This is a genomic window from Variibacter gotjawalensis, assembly GCF_002355335.1.
GTDB lineage: Bacteria > Pseudomonadota > Alphaproteobacteria > Rhizobiales > Xanthobacteraceae > Variibacter > Variibacter gotjawalensis.
Window position 1 is genome coordinate 2,841,962 of sequence record NZ_AP014946.1, and the last position, 16,915, is coordinate 2,858,876.

Annotated in this window: 17 protein-coding genes; 11 read left to right on the top strand and 6 right to left on the bottom strand. The window is 63.7% G+C overall.

From position 1 onward, the window contains the following. Nucleotide 1: 1 nt before the first annotated feature. From nuoH to GJW30_RS13860, 11 genes are all read left to right on the top strand, one after another. Entirely contained in the window at nucleotides 2-1,024 is a 1,023-nt protein-coding gene (gene nuoH / locus GJW30_RS13810) for an NADH-quinone oxidoreductase subunit NuoH (protein ID WP_096356263.1), read from the top strand. A gap of 28 nt (nucleotides 1,025-1,052) precedes the next feature. After that, the gene (nuoI, locus tag GJW30_RS13815; protein ID WP_096356265.1) at nucleotides 1,053-1,541 is read left to right on the top strand and encodes an NADH-quinone oxidoreductase subunit NuoI; all 489 of its coding nucleotides are present in this window, start codon (nucleotides 1,053-1,055) and stop codon (nucleotides 1,539-1,541) included. A gap of 9 nt (nucleotides 1,542-1,550) precedes the next feature. Further along, nucleotides 1,551-2,165, top strand: coding sequence for an NADH-quinone oxidoreductase subunit J (locus GJW30_RS13820; RefSeq protein WP_096356267.1), 615 nt, complete (start codon nucleotides 1,551-1,553; stop codon nucleotides 2,163-2,165). A gap of 2 nt (nucleotides 2,166-2,167) precedes the next feature. Continuing rightward, complete coding sequence (nuoK, locus tag GJW30_RS13825; RefSeq protein ID WP_096356269.1) at nucleotides 2,168-2,476, top strand: NADH-quinone oxidoreductase subunit NuoK; 309 nt, start codon at nucleotides 2,168-2,170, stop codon at nucleotides 2,474-2,476. 7 nt (nucleotides 2,477-2,483) lie between these two features. Further along, nucleotides 2,484-4,580, top strand: coding sequence for an NADH-quinone oxidoreductase subunit L (nuoL, locus tag GJW30_RS13830; RefSeq protein WP_096356271.1), 2,097 nt, complete (start codon nucleotides 2,484-2,486; stop codon nucleotides 4,578-4,580). Further along, on the top strand, nucleotides 4,577-6,079 hold the full coding sequence (locus tag GJW30_RS13835) for an NADH-quinone oxidoreductase subunit M (RefSeq protein WP_096356273.1): 1,503 nt from the start codon (nucleotides 4,577-4,579) through the stop codon (nucleotides 6,077-6,079). The genes nuoL and GJW30_RS13835 overlap by 4 nt, the downstream gene beginning before the upstream one ends. Continuing rightward, on the top strand, nucleotides 6,076-7,521 hold the full coding sequence (gene nuoN / locus GJW30_RS13840; protein ID WP_096356275.1) for an NADH-quinone oxidoreductase subunit NuoN: 1,446 nt from the start codon (nucleotides 6,076-6,078) through the stop codon (nucleotides 7,519-7,521). The genes GJW30_RS13835 and nuoN overlap by 4 nt, the downstream gene beginning before the upstream one ends. A 6-nt stretch (nucleotides 7,522-7,527) precedes the next feature. Further along, the gene (locus GJW30_RS13845; RefSeq protein ID WP_096356277.1) at nucleotides 7,528-8,298 is read left to right on the top strand and encodes a biotin--[acetyl-CoA-carboxylase] ligase; all 771 of its coding nucleotides are present in this window, start codon (nucleotides 7,528-7,530) and stop codon (nucleotides 8,296-8,298) included. Next, complete coding sequence (locus tag GJW30_RS13850; protein ID WP_096356279.1) at nucleotides 8,295-9,968, top strand: ribonuclease J; 1,674 nt, start codon at nucleotides 8,295-8,297, stop codon at nucleotides 9,966-9,968. The genes GJW30_RS13845 and GJW30_RS13850 overlap by 4 nt, the downstream gene beginning before the upstream one ends. Nucleotides 9,969-10,163: 195 nt before the next feature. After that, the gene (gene mce, locus GJW30_RS13855) at nucleotides 10,164-10,568 is read left to right on the top strand and encodes a methylmalonyl-CoA epimerase (protein ID WP_096356281.1); all 405 of its coding nucleotides are present in this window, start codon (nucleotides 10,164-10,166) and stop codon (nucleotides 10,566-10,568) included. After that, nucleotides 10,569-10,838, top strand: a complete 270-nt coding sequence (locus GJW30_RS13860) for a DUF1467 family protein (RefSeq protein ID WP_096356283.1) — start codon at nucleotides 10,569-10,571, stop codon at nucleotides 10,836-10,838. Here the strand turns inward: GJW30_RS13860 and GJW30_RS13865 are convergent, their stop codons facing one another. The 6 genes from GJW30_RS13865 to GJW30_RS13890 form a co-directional block, all read right to left on the bottom strand. Beyond that, nucleotides 10,839-11,228, bottom strand: coding sequence for a PaaI family thioesterase (locus GJW30_RS13865; protein WP_096356285.1), 390 nt, complete (start codon nucleotides 11,226-11,228; stop codon nucleotides 10,839-10,841). It lies immediately after the preceding gene. Between the two features lie 288 nt (nucleotides 11,229-11,516). Then, nucleotides 11,517-11,999, bottom strand: coding sequence for a copper chaperone PCu(A)C (locus GJW30_RS13870; protein WP_096356287.1), 483 nt, complete (start codon nucleotides 11,997-11,999; stop codon nucleotides 11,517-11,519). A gap of 29 nt (nucleotides 12,000-12,028) precedes the next feature. Continuing rightward, entirely contained in the window at nucleotides 12,029-14,203 is a 2,175-nt protein-coding gene (locus GJW30_RS13875) for a TonB-dependent receptor family protein (protein ID WP_096356289.1), read from the bottom strand. Nucleotides 14,204-14,256: 53 nt separating this feature from the next. Further along, nucleotides 14,257-14,586, bottom strand: coding sequence for a hypothetical protein (locus GJW30_RS13880; RefSeq protein WP_096356291.1), 330 nt, complete (start codon nucleotides 14,584-14,586; stop codon nucleotides 14,257-14,259). Nucleotides 14,587-14,660: 74 nt separating this feature from the next. After that, on the bottom strand, nucleotides 14,661-15,650 hold the full coding sequence (locus GJW30_RS13885; RefSeq protein WP_096356293.1) for a zinc-dependent alcohol dehydrogenase family protein: 990 nt from the start codon (nucleotides 15,648-15,650) through the stop codon (nucleotides 14,661-14,663). Between the two features lie 16 nt (nucleotides 15,651-15,666). Further along, nucleotides 15,667-16,755, bottom strand: a complete 1,089-nt coding sequence (locus GJW30_RS13890; RefSeq protein WP_283804844.1) for an NADH:flavin oxidoreductase/NADH oxidase — start codon at nucleotides 16,753-16,755, stop codon at nucleotides 15,667-15,669. Nucleotides 16,756-16,915 lie beyond the last annotated feature (160 nt).

Below are 16,915 nucleotides of genomic sequence, written 5' to 3' on the forward strand. Positions count from 1 at the left end.
GATGGACTTCTTCTGGACCTACATCTGGCCGCTGCTGATCATCGTCGGGCAGAGCCTGCTGCTGCTCGTCGCGCTGCTGTTGCTGACCGCTTACGTCCTGCTCGCCGACCGTAAGATCTGGGCTGCCGTGCAGCTTCGCCGTGGGCCCAACGTCGTCGGACCGTTCGGTCTCTTCCAGTCCTTCGCCGATCTCTTGAAATTCGTGCTCAAGGAGCCGGTGATCCCGGCCGGCTCGAACAAGGGCGTGTTCCTGCTGGCGCCGTTCGTTGCCGGCACGCTCTCGCTGGCGGCTTGGGCGGTCATCCCAGTCAATGCCGGTTGGGTCGTGTCGGACCTCAATGTCGGCGTGCTGTTCCTGTTCGCGATCTCGTCGCTGAGCGTTTACGGCATCATCATGGGCGGCTGGGCTTCGAACTCGAAGTACCCGTTTCTCGCCGCGCTCCGCTCCGCCGCGCAGATGGTCTCCTACGAAGTCTCGATCGGCTTCGTCATCGTCACGGTGCTGCTCTGCGCCGGCTCGCTGAACCTGACGCAGATCGTCGAGGCGCAGAACGGCCGCTTCGGTATGTTCGGCTGGTACTGGCTGCCGCTGCTGCCGATGTTCGTGATCTTCATCATCTCGGCGTTGGCCGAAACGAACCGTCCGCCCTTCGATCTCGTCGAGGCCGAGTCCGAACTCGTCGCCGGTCACATGGTGGAGTACGGCTCGTCGCCGTACATGCTGTTCATGCTCGGCGAATACGTCGCGATGCTGACGATGTCGGCCCTCGGCACGATCCTGTTTCTCGGCGGCTGGCTGCCGCCGTTCCAGGTGATCCCGTTCACCTGGGTTCCGGGCGTCGTCTGGTTCCTGCTCAAAGTCTTCTTCATCTTCTTCATCTTCTCGCTCGCGAAGGCGATCGTGCCGCGCTACCGCTACGATCAGCTGATGCGTCTCGGCTGGAAGGTGTTTCTCCCGATCTCGCTGGCGATGGTCGTCATCGTCGCGGCCGTTCTGCAATTTGGCGGGCTCGCGCCGAAATGAAAACGCGTCGAGCCGAAAGGATAATGTCATGAGGTTGGATCAAGCCGCGCGCTCGGTCTTCCTGATCGAGTTCCTGCAGGCGTCTTTGCTGGCGATGAAGTATTTCTTCAAGCCGAAGGCGACGCTGAACTATCCGTTCGAGAAAGGCCCGATCTCGCCGCGCTTCCGTGGCGAGCATGCGCTGCGCCGCTATCCGAACGGCGAAGAGCGCTGCATCGCGTGCAAGCTCTGCGAGGCGATCTGCCCCGCGCAGGCGATCACGATCGAAGCCGGCCCGCGCCGCAACGACGGCACGCGCCGAACGACGCGTTACGACATCGACATGGTGAAGTGCATCTACTGCGGCTTCTGTCAGGAAGCCTGCCCGGTGGACGCCATCGTCGAGGGTCCGAATTTCGAGTTCTCGACCGAGACGCGCGAAGAACTCTACTACGACAAGGCCCGGTTGCTGGCGAACGGCGACCGTTGGGAGCGTGAGATCGCGAAGAACCTCGCGCTCGACGCGCCGTATCGGTAAGGGCGGGGTATGACGATCGCGGCCGCATTCTTCTATCTGTTCGCGACTATCACGGTCGCGTCCGCCTTCATGGTGATTGCGGCGCGCAATCCCGTGCACTCGGTGCTGTTCCTCATCCTGACTTTCGTCAATGCGGCCGGTTTGTTTGTGCTGCTCGGCGCCGAATTCCTCGCGATGCTGCTCGTCGTCGTTTACGTCGGCGCGGTCGCGGTGCTGTTCCTGTTCGTCGTCATGATGCTCGACGTCGACTTCGTCGAGCTGCGTCAGGGCTTCCTGCAGTATCTGCCGGTCGGCGCGCTGGTCGGTGCCGTCTTCCTGGTCGAGCTGCTGTTGGTCGTCGGTTCGTGGGTGATCGGCGCGGGTCTGCCGAAAACCGTCGCGATGCCGATCCCGCCGATGGCGGAGGTCACCAACACGGAGGCGCTCGGCCTCGTGCTCTACACGAAATACATCTACTTCTTCCAAGCGTCCGGCGTCGTGCTGCTGATCGCCATGATCGGCGCCATCGTGCTGACGTTGCATCACCGCCGCGACATCAAGCGGCAGGACATCGGTGCTCAAGTCGCGCGCGATCCGAAAGAGTCGGTCGTGCTGCGCAAGGTCGAGCCGGGGCAGGGGATCTGAACATGGCCGTCGCACTCGGACATTACCTCGCCGTCGCCGCCATCCTCTTCACGCTCGGCACGCTCGGCATCTTCCTCAACCGGAAGAACGTGATCGTCATCCTGATGTCGATCGAGCTGATCCTGCTCGCCGTCAACATCAACCTCGTCGCGTTCTCGGCCTATCTCGGCGATCTCGTCGGCCAGATCTTTGCGCTGCTGGTGCTGACGGTCGCGGCGGCCGAAGCCGCCATCGGGCTCGCCATTCTGGTCGTCTATTATCGCAACCGCGGTTCGATCGCGGTTGAAGACATCAATATGATGAAGGGCTGATCCCACAATGTATCAGGCGATCGTCTTTCTTCCTTTGCTCGGCGCGATCCTCGCGGGCGCCATCGCGCTGTTCGGCGCGCACCAGCGTCATCCCGGCGGCCCGCCGTCGGCAAGCGAACACCACGGTGATCATGGGCATGGTGACCACGGTCACGGTGCCACGCATGCGTCGCATGCTCACGACGATCACGCGCACGACGACCATCATGGCCCGGCCGAGCCGGCCGCCGTCGGCTCGCGCGCGGCCGAAGTCATCACCTCGGCGTTGCTCGTCACCTCGGCGGTCCTCTCCTGGATCACCCTCGTTCAAGTCGGCTACGGCCACCAGGAAGCCCGCATCGTGCTCTTTCCGTGGATGGTCTCGGGCGATCTCAACGTCTCCTGGGCGCTGCGCATCGACACGCTGACCGCCGTGATGCTGGTCGTCGTGACGACGGTGTCGTCACTCGTCCACATCTACTCGATCGGCTACATGCACGAGGACCCGCATCGTCCGCGTTTCATGGCCTATCTGTCGCTGTTCACCTTCGCGATGTTGATGCTGGTGACCTCCGACAACCTCGCGCAGCTGTTCTTCGGCTGGGAGGGCGTCGGCCTCGCGAGCTATCTGCTGATCGGCTTCTGGTTCAAGAAGCCGACCGCGAACGCGGCCGCCATCAAGGCCTTCGTCGTCAACCGTGTCGGCGACTTCGGCTTCGCGCTCGGCATCTTTGCGCTGTTCGCCGTGACCGGTTCGATCAATTTCGACCAGATCTTCGCCGAAGGGCCGAACCTCGCGAACAAGACGATCCACTTCCTGTCGTGGGACGTGAATGCGCTGACCGTCATCTGCTTGCTGCTCTTCATGGGCGCGATGGGCAAGTCCGCGCAGTTCCTGCTGCACACCTGGTTGCCGGACGCGATGGAAGGCCCGACGCCGGTCTCCGCGCTCATTCACGCCGCCACGATGGTGACCGCCGGCGTCTTCATGGTCGCGCGCCTCTCGCCGCTGTTTGAATATTCGCCGACGGCTCTGACGGTGGTGACCTTCTTCGGCGCGACGACCGCGTTCTTCGCCGCCACGATCGGCCTCGTGCAGAACGACATCAAACGCGTCATCGCGTATTCGACCTGTTCGCAGCTCGGCTACATGTTCGTCGCGATGGGCGTCGGCGCTTACTCGGTCGGCATGTTCCATCTCTTCACGCACGCCTTCTTCAAGGCGCTGCTGTTCTTAGGCTCCGGCTCGGTCATCATGGCAATGCACCACGAGCAGGACATCCGGAACATGGGCGGCCTGCGCAAGAAGATCCCGTTCACCTATTGGATGATGGTGATCGGCACGCTCGCACTCACCGGTTTCCCGTTCACGGCCGGCTACTTCTCGAAGGACGCGATCATCGAAGCCGCCTATGCGGGCAAGAACCCGATGGCGATCTACGGCTTCATGATGACGGTCATCGCCGCATTGCTGACCTCGTTCTACTCGTGGCGTCTGATCTTCAAAACCTTCCACGGCAAGCCGCACGATCAGCATCACTACGATGAAGCGAAGGAGAGCCCGCTCGTCGTGCTCGTGCCGCTCGGGATTCTGGCTGTCGGTTCGATCGCAGCCGGCTTCGTCTTCAAAGAAGTCTTCATCGGCCACCACGTCGCGGAGTTCTTCCGCGAGTCGATCAAGATCATTCCGGAAAACCACATCCTGCACGACATGCACGAAGTGCCGAAGTGGGTCGTCGCGTCGCCCTTCGTGATGATGGTGATCGGCTTCCTGGTCGCGTATCAGTTCTACATCCGCCGCCCGGATCTGCCGGTCGGTCTCGCGAAGCAACAGCCGCTGCTGTACAATTTCCTCCTCAACAAGTGGTACTTCGACGAGCTGTACAACTACATCTTCGTCAAGCCGGCGCTTTGGCTCGGCCGCCTGTTCTGGAAGCGCGGTGACGGCACCATCATCGATGGCTTCGGGCCTGACGGCGTCTCGGCCCGTGTTGCGGACGTGACGCGCGGCGTCGTCCGCCTGCAGACTGGTTACCTCTACCACTACGCATTTGCGATGCTCATCGGCGTTGCGGCGTTCATCACCTGGTTCCTCTTCAGCGGGACGACCGGGGGAGCACACTGATGAGCTGGCCCATTCTCTCCGTCGTCACCTTCCTGCCGGTGGTCGGTGCGCTGCTGATCGCGGTGCTCGGGCAGGGCGACTCCGAAGCCGCCAAGCGCAACGCGCGCTGGATCGCGCTGTGGACGACCGTCGTCGTCTTCGCGATCTCGCTGCTGCTGCTCACACGCTTCGATCCGTCCTCGGCCGAATTCCAGTTCGTCGAGAAGAAGCCGTGGCTCGGCGGCGCCATCAACTATCACATGGGCGTCGACGGCATTTCGCTGCCGTTCATCATCCTGACGACCGGCCTGATGCCGCTCTGCATCCTAGCGTCTTGGGAAGCGATCCAGCACCGCGTCAAGGAATACATGATCGCGTTCCTGGCGCTCGAGACGCTGATGATCGGCACCTTCTCGGCGCTCGATCTGTTGCTTTTCTACGTCTTCTTCGAAGGCGGCCTGATCCCGATGTTCCTCATCATCGGCGTCTGGGGCGGCCCGCGCCGCGTCTACGCGAGCTTCAAGTTCTTCCTCTACACGCTGCTCGGCTCCGTGCTGATGCTGCTCGCCATCATGGCGATGTACTGGGACGCCGGCACGACCGATATCCCGACGCTGATGAAGCACTCGTTCGCGGGCGGCATGCAGAAATGGCTCTGGTTCGCCTTCTTCGCGTCCTTCGCCGTCAAGATGCCGATGTGGCCGGTGCATACGTGGCTGCCGGACGCACACGTCGAGGCGCCGACGGCGGGCTCCGTCGTCCTCGCCGCGATCTTGCTGAAGATGGGCGGCTACGGCTTCCTGCGCTTCTCGTTGCCGATGTTCCCGCTGGCGTCGCATGACTTTGCGCCGATCGTCTTCACGCTCTCGGTGGTCGCGATCGTCTATACGTCGCTCGTTGCCATCGTGCAGGAGGATATGAAGAAGCTGATCGCTTACTCGTCCGTCGCCCACATGGGCTACGTGACGATGGGCATCTTCACGATGACCCAGCAGGGCATCGCGGGCGGCATCTTCCAGATGATCTCGCACGGCCTTGTGTCGGGCGCGCTCTTCCTCTGCGTCGGCGTCGTCTACGACCGCATGCACACGCGCGAGATCAAAGCTTATGGCGGTCTCGTCAACCGCATGCCGGTTTACGCCGTGATCTTCCTCTTGTTCACGATGGCCAATGTCGGCTTGCCGGGAACGTCCGGCTTCGTCGGCGAATTCCTCGCGCTGATGGGCGCTTACAAGGCGAACACCTGGGTCGCCTTCGTCGCCACCAGCGGCGTCATCCTTTCGGCCGGCTACGCGCTTTGGCTCTATCGCCAGGTCGTCTACGGGACACTCGATAAACCGAGCCTGATGGGCATGACCGATATGGGCGGCCGCGAGTTCTTCATCTTCGTCCCGCTCATCGTTCTGACGATCCTGTTCGGCTTCTATCCGAAGCCGGTGCTCGACATGTCCTCGGCCTCGGTCACGTCGCTCCTTGAAATCTACCAAAACGGCCTGAAGGCGGCGCAGGTGCGTCCATGAACCCGTCTACGCTTCCGACCCTGGTGCCGATCGTGCCCGAGCTGACGATGCTCGTCGGCGCGTTGGTGCTGCTGATGCTCGGCGCTTATCGCGTGCTGCGCGCCGACTACATCTTCGCCATCGCCATCGCGCTCCTGCTGATCAATGCCGGGCAGGTGATCTACCTGCCGCCCGGCGAGCTGACGACCTTCGGCGGTTCCTTCATCGTCGACGACTTCGCGCGCTTTCTGAAGGTACTGGTGATCATCGGTTCGTCCGGCGCCATCGCGCTCTCGACCGACTATTTCGTCGCCGAGAAGCAGATCCGCTTCGAATACCCGATCCTCATCATGCTCTCGACGGTCGGCATGATGATGCTGATCTCGGCCAACGATCTCATCGCGCTTTATCTCGGCCTCGAGACGATGAGCCTTGCGCTTTACGTTGTCGCCGCGATCCATCGCGACAGCGTCAAGGCGACCGAAGCTGGCCTGAAATACTTCGTCCTCGGCGCGCTCTCGTCCGGCATGCTGCTTTACGGCTCGTCGCTCATCTACGGCTTCACCGGCTCGGTCTCGTTCGAGACGATCGCGAAGGTCACGATGGACAAGCCGGAGACCGGTTTGCTGTTCGGCCTCGTGTTCCTCTTCGCGGGCTTCTGCTTCAAGGTCTCGGCCGTGCCGTTCCATATGTGGACGCCGGACGTATACGAAGGCGCGCCGACGCCGGTCACCGCGTTCTTCGCCTCCGCCCCGAAGGTCGCCGCCATGGCGATGTTCATGCGCGGCGCCGTCGAAGCTTTCCCGTCGATCGTCCCGCAGTGGCAGCAGATCGTGGTCTTCGTCTCGATCGGTTCGATGGTGCTCGGCGCCTTCGCGGCCATCGGCCAGACGAACTTGAAGCGACTGCTGGCATACTCGTCGATCGGCCACATGGGCTTCGCGCTCGTCGGCCTCGCGGCCGGCACGGAGGAGGGCATCCGCGGTGTCCTCGTCTATCTCGCGATCTACATGGTGATGACGCTCGGCACCTTCGCGGTCGTGCTCTCGATGCGCCGCCAGGGCAAATACGTCGAGAACATCTCGGACCTCGCGGGCCTCTCGCGCACATCGCCCGTGATGGCGTTCCTGTTCGCGATGTTCATGTTCTCTCTCGCCGGCATTCCGCCGCTCGCCGGCTTCTTTGCCAAGTGGTACGTCTTCATGGCGGCGATCAAGACCGGTCTGACCGGTTTCTATGTGCTGGCCGTGATCGGCGTGCTCGCGAGCGTCGTCGGCGCCTACTACTACCTGACCATCGTCAAGACGATGTATTTCGACGAGCCGCAGGGCGAGGCTTTCGAGCCGATGCACAACGAGCTCAAAGTCGTGCTCGGCGTCACCGGCGTGCTCAACATCGTGCTCGGCCTCTACCCTGGCCCTCTCGTCGTCTACGCGACAGCCGCCGCGAAGTCGCTATTTTGATAACCGATGCGTCTTGATCCCAGCGTAGCGGCCCAAGGCACGCGGCTGATCGCGCTGGAGAGCGTCGGTTCGACGAATGTGGAAGCCCTCGGCGCGGCGCGCGCGGGAGCGGCTGCTCCGCTGTGGATCACGGCCGAGGAGCAAGTCGCCGGCCGTGGCCGCCGCGGCCGCACTTGGACGTCGCCGCGCGGCAACCTTTACGCAACGCTGCTGCTGATCGCGCCGGCGCCGCCGGCCAAAGCCGCGCAGCTCTCTTTCGTCGCCGGCCTTGCCGTACACGACGCGATCGTCGCGGTCGCGCCGCAGCTCAAAGAACGCCTCCGTCTCAAATGGCCGAACGACGTGCTGCTGGGGGACGCGAAGATCGTCGGCATTCTCATCGAGGGCGAGGAAATTCCGGGACGCGGCCAGGCCGTCGTCATCGGCATCGGCATCAACTGCCAAACTGCGCCGACCGACACGCCATATCGCGCCGACAGCCTTGCTGCCGCGAAGGTGACGCGCGAGAGCGTATTCGAAGCCCTGAGCCGCACGGTGGCGGCCCGCATCGCCGAGTGGGCGGCCGGCGCGAACTTCGCGGCGACGCGGTCCGCGTGGCTCGATCGCGCGGCCGGTGTCGGGATGCCGATCCTTGTGCGAACGGGCGAACGCGAGCTTGAAGGTACCTTCGGGGCCATTGATCATGATGGCGGGCTGATCTTGCAGCTCGCCGACGGAGGAACGGACATCGTAAGCGCAGGTGAAATCATGCGGCTCGGCGCCGCGAGGTCGTCATGAGCAGGCCGGGCGAAGAACTCGTCTTTGCGCCGCTCGGCGGCGTCGGCGAGATCGGCATGAACTTGTCGCTCTACGGCATCGGCACGGAGCGGTCGAAGAAATGGCTCGCGGTCGATCTCGGCGTGTCCTTCGCGCAGGAAGAACATTTGCCGGGTGTGGACCTCATCCTGCCGGACATCCGCTATCTCGAAGGCGAGCGGAAGAACCTTCTCGGCATCGTCATCACGCACGGCCATGAGGATCACATCGGCGCGCTGCTCGATCTGTGGCCGCGCCTGAAGGCGCCGGTCTACGCGACGCCGTTCGCGGCGGCTTTGATCGAGACGAAGCGCGCGCGCGATGCCGCCGGGCTCGAGATGAAGATCAACGTCGTGCCGGTCGGCGGACGCTTCACGCTCGGCGACTTCGACATCGAGATGATCCCGGTCGCGCATTCGATCCCGGAAAGTCACGCGATCGCGCTGCGCACGCGGCTCGGCAATGTGCTGCATACGGGCGATTGGAAGATCGATCCGACGCCGGTCGTCGGTTTGCCGACCGACGAAGCCCGCATGCGTGCCTTCGGCGCCGAAGGTGTTCGCGCGATCGTCGGCGACTCCACGAACGCCGTGCGGGAAGGGCGCTCGCCGTCCGAAGCGCAGGTTGCCGAAACGCTGACGCAACTCGTCAGCGAGGCGAAGGGCCGTGTCGCCGTGACGACGTTCGCGAGCCAGGTCGCGCGCATTCGGTCGGTCGCGCTCGCGGCGCAAGCCTGCGGCCGTGAGGTCGTGCTGGTCGGCCGCGCGATGGAGCGTGTCGCACAGATCGCGCGCGAACTCGGCTATCTCGAAGGCGTACCGGATTTCCGCAGCCAGGACGCTTACGGCTATCTGCCGCCCGACAAGGTCGTTGCGCTCTGTACCGGCAGTCAGGGCGAAACGCGCGCCGCCATTGCGCGCATCGCGAAGGACGAACACCCCGCCGTCACGCTCAACAAGGGCGACTGCGTCATCTTCTCGTCGCGAACCATTCCGGGCAACGAGAAGGAGGTCGGCGCCGTCATCAACGGGCTGATCGAGCAGGGCATCGAGGTCATCACGGACCGCACGCACCTGGTCCATGTCTCCGGCCATCCGCGCCTCGCCGAGATGGAAGACCTCTATGGCTGGATCAAGCCGGAAGTCTCGGTGCCGGTGCACGGCGAGCCTTTGCATCTCCACGAGCATGCGCGTCTCGCGCGCCGCCTCGGCGTCAAGGAGATTGTCACGTGCCGCAACGGCGAGGTCGTTCGCCTCGCGCCTGGGCCGTCGTCGGTCGTCGACGAACTTCCGGCCGGCCGCCTCTACAAGGACGGCAACCTCATCATCGAGGCGGCCGCGCGCACCGTGCAGGAGCGCCGCCGCATGATGTTCGCGGGCCTCATTGCGATCTCGCTGGCGATCACCGAGAAGGGCGAGATGGCCGCCGACCCCGAGGTCGAGTTCCGCGGTATCCCGGAAGTCGACGCCAGCGGCCGCGCGATGCTCGACATCGCGATGGATGCGATGATGGACACGTTCGACAACCTTCCGCGCGCCCGCCGCCGCGACCCAGATGCCGTCGAGGAGTCGATCTCCCGCGCCGTGCGCGCAATGGTTGCGCAGGCCTGGGGCAAAAAGCCCAACATGCTGGTGCATGTGCTGGTGGTGTAGTCGCTTTAATTTTGAGCTATGCCATTTGCGCCGAAACCCTCTCCCGTTCACGGGAGAGGGTGGCGAGCATAGCGAGCCGGGTGAGGGGGTCTTTCGGTCGCTGCTTGCCCTCACCCTGTCCCTCTCCCGCAAGCGGGAGAGGGGACGCTAGAACCGGGACGCGGAACGTCAAATGGCGAACGTTGGAGAACAAAAATGATCGGCCGCCTCAACCATGTCGCTATCGCGGTCCGCGATCTGGACGCGGCATCGGCGACGTATCGCGGCGCGCTCGGCGCGCAGGTGTCGGAGCCGCAGCCGCTGCCCGAACATGGCGTCACCGTCGTTTTCATCAATCTGCCGAACACGAAGATCGAGCTGCTCGAACCTCTCGGCGCCGACTCGCCGATTGCGAAATTTCTCGAGCGTAACGCCGACGGCGGCATGCATCACATCTGCTACGAGGTCGACGACCTCATTGCGGCACGCGACAAGCTCAAGGCGGGCGGCGCGCGCGTGCTCGGCGACGGCACGCCGAAGATCGGTGCGCACGGCAAGCCGGTGCTGTTCCTTCACCCGAAAGATTTCAACGGCACGCTGGTCGAACTGGAGCAAACGTAAGTGTCTGTCACGACCGGGATCGCGATCTACTTCGTCTTGTGGTGGGTGGTGCTGTTTCTCACCCTGCCGTTCGGCGTGCGCTCGCAGCACGAGGACGGCACGTTCGCCGAAGGCACAGATCCGGGCGCGCCCGTGCTCGCGAAGCTGTGGTGGAAGCTGCTCGCGACCACGGTGCTATCCGCGATCCTCTTTACGCTCTTCACGTGGCTCTTCCTCACGCGCCGCCTGACGCTCGACGACCTCGCGTCGCTGTGGGGATTGTTGAAGTAGCTACCGCTTCGGCAGCACCATCTGCGTCTGCGTCACCACGGCCGCGAGTTTTCCGTCGGCGCGCGTGATGCGCGTTTGCCAGACCATCGTGGTGCGGCCACGATGCAGCGCGGTGCATTCGGCGCGCGCGACTTCGCCGGCCGGAATGCCGGCGATGAAATTCGTTTTGCTCTCGAGCGTCGTTGTCGTCGCGCCGTCAGGAAGGTTCGTCACTGTCGCGACAGCGCCGATCGTGTCCGCGAACGCCATCACGGCGCCGCCATGCAAAATCGCGGGCAGGGTGCAGAGATCATCGCGCACCAGCATCTCGGCTTCGACTCTCTCAGGCGAGACATGCGTAACTTTGATTCCGAGCAGCTTGGCGAAGGGCAGGCGATCGCTAATCGACATGATGCTCTCCAAAGTTCCGCGTTTCACCCTTAGGTTGGTGGCGCTGCGGGCTGATTTCGGACAAAAAAAAGCAGGGCCGAGCCCTGCTGTTATTCCGTGGTGCCCTCAAACTATCGGCACGGATCTGTGTCCGCTATTGATTGCCGAAGTGGCGGCGAATTATTCGCGCCGGAGCTTCTCCCTCCCGAGACTTGGACCGCGAGCAGGGTAGAACCTCACTCGCGGATGACACATTAATCGGCGAGTTGTCACAATTCAAGCCATTTCGTGAACAAATAGCGGGCAGAATTAATGATGCGAATGCCCGCCGCCCGCTGGTGCGCGCGCACCAATGGCTTCGACGTCAAAAGTTACATCCAGCGAACCAGCCTTCTCGAAAACCAGCGTCGCTTTGAACTTTTGGCCCTGTTTCAAAGGCGCGCCGAGATCAACGAACATCAGGTGAAATCCGCCTGGCGCAAGTTTCACGGTTTGGCCGGGCGCGATCTCGAGTCCGTTTGGTAGCGCACGCATGTTCATGACGCCGTCGCGCATCGCCATTTCGTGAATTTCGGCTTTGCCGGACGCCGGCGTCGAGAGCGAGACCAAGCGGTCCGGCGCAGTTCCACGATTCGTGACTTCGAGATATCCGGCGCCGACTTTGGCGCCCGCTGGCGTCGCGCGGCTCCACGGCTTGGTCACCTCGATGGAACCCACTTTGAACTGAGCCCACGCGGCGGCGGTGGTCAGCGAAAGGGTGACGGCAAGGACAATGGCAGAAAAAGTCTTCATTGGGTTCGGTCTCCAGATCACCACTCAGATCACCACTTGGCGCGCATGCCGGCGTAGATCGCGCGGCCGTTGCCGGGTTCGAACAGCGGCGAATTCGGGTTCGCCTTGTCGATGATACTCGCACTCGAGATATAGGCCTTGTTCGCAAGATTGCGCCCCTCGACGTAGAAGGTGAGGTGCTTGGTCTCGACGCCCATTTTGGCCCCGACGAGTGCATACGGGTCGGTCTTCAGCGTGTTGGCGCTGTCGACGAAATAAGCCTCCGGCACCCACTCGATATTCGGCCCGATGAAGAAGCCGTTCGGGTGCCGGTAAAGCAACTCCGCGCGGACGAAGTGATGCGGCGCGCCCGGCAGGACGTTGTTGCCGAACGTCGCGTCTCGATCGAAGTAGAAGTCGTTGTAAGTGTAAGCGAGGTTGAGCCACACCCGGTCCGGCTGTGCGCCATGCGCGAAGATCGATTTCAGGATCGCGGCGCCGCCCGCGATCTCGACGCCCTGATGCACGGTCCGGTTCGCGTTCGTCACGTTGCAGTTTCCGAAAGACGAAAAGAGGCACAACAGCTCGTCGCGAATTTCCGCGCGATAGAGCGCAACGTCCCAGCGATAATCTTCAAGCCGTCCGCGCGTGCCGATTTCATACGTCGTCGCGCGCTGCGGGCGAATGCTGGTGAACGGGATCGCCTGCGCATTGGCGCCTTCACCGAAGCTCGGCGCTTCCGCGCTGCGCGAGATATTCGCGAAGGCTTGAACGCCGGGCGCTGCCTCCCACAGCACGCCGATCTTCGGGCTCCAGAGGTCGAACTCCTGGCGGCCGGGGATCGTGCCGGGCTGCGCGACGATCACTTGGCGTTCGCGCACCGCATGCAGGAACTGCGTGCCCGCAACGATCGCCACCGTCGGCAGCACGTAAAACGCATTCTCGGCATAGAACGACGTGTTGCCGGCGAAATCCTTCGTGCGCGAGAGCAGGGCGCCTTTCTGCGCGCCCGGCAAGTTCGCGTATTGATCTGCATCAATATCGCCGTTGTGCACGTTGGCGCCGACCGTCAGACGATTGCGGAAACCGCCGATCAAGCGATCGTCGACGACGCGCGCGAACCCGCCGTAGTCGATGTATTTGTAATCGAGCCACTGGAAGATCGGATGCATCAGGTGCCGGTCAACACCGAAGAGGCCGAATTCCAGCGTCGTCGCTTCGCCGATGCGCCACGTCGTCTTGTTGGCGATACGCACCGAGTCGATGTTGCGCTGCTGATCGTTGATGACGTTGGCCGGCACGGCGACTTCCGGATTGGTCAGCGCCGCAGTGCGCGTCACCGAGCCCGGAATACGCTGCCGGATGTGGTTGGCGTTGAAGTAGAAGCGCGTCTCGACGTCTTCGTTGATCTGGTAGCCGATATTGGCGCTGCCACGCTCCGACTGGCCGGACGAATGCTGCCGGAAACCTTCTTGCTGCTGGTAGGTGCCGGAGACGAACGCATCGAGCGGGCCTTGCGCGCCGCCGGCCGTCGCGTTGAAGCGGAAGAAGCCGAAGCTTCCCGCATCGACGCTGGCGCTATTTACATTCGCCTCGCGGCCGGTCGGGGTGACGAAGTTGATCGCACCGCCAAGCGAGTTCGCGCCGAAGCGCAGCGCATTCGCGCCTTTGTAGACTTCGATAAAGCGATACGAGCCCGGGTCGATTTCCTGGAAATCGCCGTAGCCGTCGGCCGTGTTGAACGGGACGCCGTCGAGATAAAGCTGCGTGCCGCGCAGATGGAAATTGCGCGAGAGGCCCGAGCCACGGATCGAGAGGCGCGTGTCCTCGCCCCATTTCGGCTGCGCGAAGACGCCCGCGACGTATTCGAGCGCGTCCTTGATCGTCGAGACGCGGCCGGTGTCGCGATAGCTCTCGGCCGCAACGACCTGCGTCGCGCCCGGCGCGCTTTCGACGACCCGCCGAGCGGCTGCGACGGGAGCGGCCTCCTGCAGCGGGCTCGTGCCCGATCGCACGGGGGCCGCAGGTGTCGCGCGCGGAACGGGCCGCACCGTGACGCGGTCACGCTCGCTGCGTTGTGTGCGCGGCGCGCGCACGGGCTTCGGCTGACGCTGCGCCTCGACCGTCACGGTCGGAAGCGACTGCTGCGCGCGCGCTTCCGGCGCTGCGATCAACGCGGCGAGCATCGCGATCGGTGTCGCGTGCCGCCAATAGGGGGAAAACATTGTCCTTCATCCTTGTCTGAAATGCACGATGACGGCCGGAGGCCGTCGCGAGATCAGACGAAGGGAGGTGCTCGGGGTTGGCCCGGCCGATACGGCGCGGCTGCATACTGCCGCTCCGCGACGACGGCGCTGACCGCATGCGAATGCGCGATGCGCTCGATATGCGCGATGATCGGGGGCGGCGGAGGCGCTCCGCCGATCGCCGCGGTGCAATCCGGGCAGTGGACGTCATGCGACTGCGGTGCGGATTTATCGCCGCCGTTGTCGGTCGAAAGGCAGAGAATTTGGAGCTCGCCGGACGCGCCGGCATGCACCATCGGCAACGCGAAGCTGAGCAGGATCGTGTGGAGCGCGAGCGCATACGCCGCGACCCAGCCAATCACACGCAAAGTTCTGTGCGCCCCGATCCTCATCCCGGAGGAGTTCTAGCGCACCCCGTGCCCGCGATGCAAACGGGCTAAAGCGTGACGACGATCTTTCCGAATTGCGCGTTGGATTCGAGATAGCGATGCGCCGAAACGATGTCCTCGAAGGCAAACGTCTTCGCGATGGTCGGCTTTAGTGTTCCGGCGTTCAGGCCATCGATGACGAAAGCCTTGGCGGCGGCGAGGCGCTCGTGATCGCGCACGATCTCGTGGATCAGATAACCGCGCAACGTCAGCGTCTTGCCGAGAACCAACGGGAGCGGGAAGGGCGTCGGCTCGCGGCTGAGGCCCCCGTATTCGAGGAGGATGCCGCCCGGCTGCATCGCAGCGGTGAGCGCCTCGAAGATCGGGCCGCCGATTGGATCTAACACGACGCGGACGCCATCTTTCCCGGCGACCGCTTCGATGCCGGCGAGAAGATCCTCTTCCGCCGAGGCGATCACATGGCGAGCGCCCGCCGCCTTTAGCGCATCCTGCTTGGCGCGCGTTCGAGTCACCGCGATCGGAACGGCGCCGACCGCATTGGCGATCTGGATCGCCGCGAGGCCGACACTGCTCGACGCCGCCGTGACAACGACGAAATCGCCTCTCGTGAGCTTCGCGATATCGATCAGCGCGCCATAGGCGGTGACGAACGGCATCCAGACGGCGGCGGCCTCCGCGAAACTCAGCCACGGCGGATGCTTCACAACGAGCCGCGCCGGGAAGGACGCGAGCTCGCCGTATGCCGGGTGGCGCACCATCGAGATCGGCGGCACCACGCTGACGACGTCGCCCGGAACAAAATCATAGACACCATCGCCGACAGCTTCGACGATCCCGGCCGCCTCGAGGCCGAGGCTGGACGGCAGCGGCGCACTCTCGATGTAGGTGCCGGCACGGAGGAGGGCGTCGGCACGATTGAGGCCGATCGCCTTGACGCGGATTTGCACCTCATCGGCGGCCGGGGGCCTCGCTTCGATGTTATCGATGCGCAGCACTTCGGGGCCGCCGAGCTTGTGAAAGCGAACGACGCGGGTCATCGCGGTGTCTCCGGGTTTAAGCGGCGCGATAGCGCTCGAGCCAATGCGCGTAGGGCGCCGGCAGCGTCCAGGCGGCTTTCTCGACGCCCAGCGCACGCGCGGCTTCGTAAGGCCAATGCGGGTTTTCGAGCAGCCGGCGACCCAGCATGACGACATCGACATCGCCGTCGCGGATCACCTTATCGGCCAGCTCCGGCGTCGAGATGTTCCAGGTTGAGGCGGTCGCGATACCGACCTCGCGGCGGACGCGGCCGGCGAACGGCGCAACCAACGCAGGCCCCCACGGGATCTTCGTCTTCGGGATCGTGAAGCCGATCGACACGTCGATGAGGTCGAGCCCGCGCTCTTTCAACCGGTCGATGAGATCGAGCGACTCCGCGAAAGTCTCGTCGCGACCGTCGAACTCCGTGACGCCGAAGCGCGCGGTGAGCGGCAGATGCTCCGGCCACACGGCGCGGACGGCCTCAAACGTCTCGATCAGAAACCGCATGCGGTTTTCGTGGCTGCCGCCGTAGCGGTCGTCGCGCTGGTTCGAGTGGTGTGAGAAGAAGCTCTGCGCCAGATAACCGTGCGCGAAATGGAGTTCGAGCCACTTGAAGCCGATATCCCGCGCGCGGATCGCAGCGGCGACGAAATCGGCCTTCACGCGCTCGATGTCGTCGATCGTCATCGCGCGCGGCACCCGCGGCAGGTTCGCGCCGAACGCGACCGCCGAAGCGCCGATCGTCTGCCAACCGCGCGCATCGCCTTCCGGAATATGATCGTCGCCTTCCCACGGGCGATTGGCGCTCGCCTTGCGACCCGCATGGGCGATCTGAATGCCCGGCACGGCGCCGTGCGCCTCGATCGCCTTCACGGCGCGCGCAAAGGCTTCGGCCTGAGTGTCGTTCCAAAGACCTGTGCAGCCCGGCGTGATGCGGCCTTCCGGGGACACTGCGGTTGCCTCCGCGATGACGAGGCTGGAGCCGCCGCGAGCGAGCGCGCCGAGATGCTCGACGTGCCAGTCGTTGATGATGCCGTCGGTCGCCGAATACTGACACATCGGCGAAACCGCGATGCGATTGCGCAGTTTCACGTCTTTGAGGGAGAAGGGCTCGAACAACATGGATAACATCCTGGCGGTCAGCATTGCGGGAGCGCGGACTCCGCCGTTGCGGGGCGAGGCTTCAGCGCTTATAATTCTATAGTTCGATAATTATCGAACAAGCGAAACATAGCGCGCCCGACCGCTGCGTCAATCCGGCCGCGTTAACGAGACGGTGATC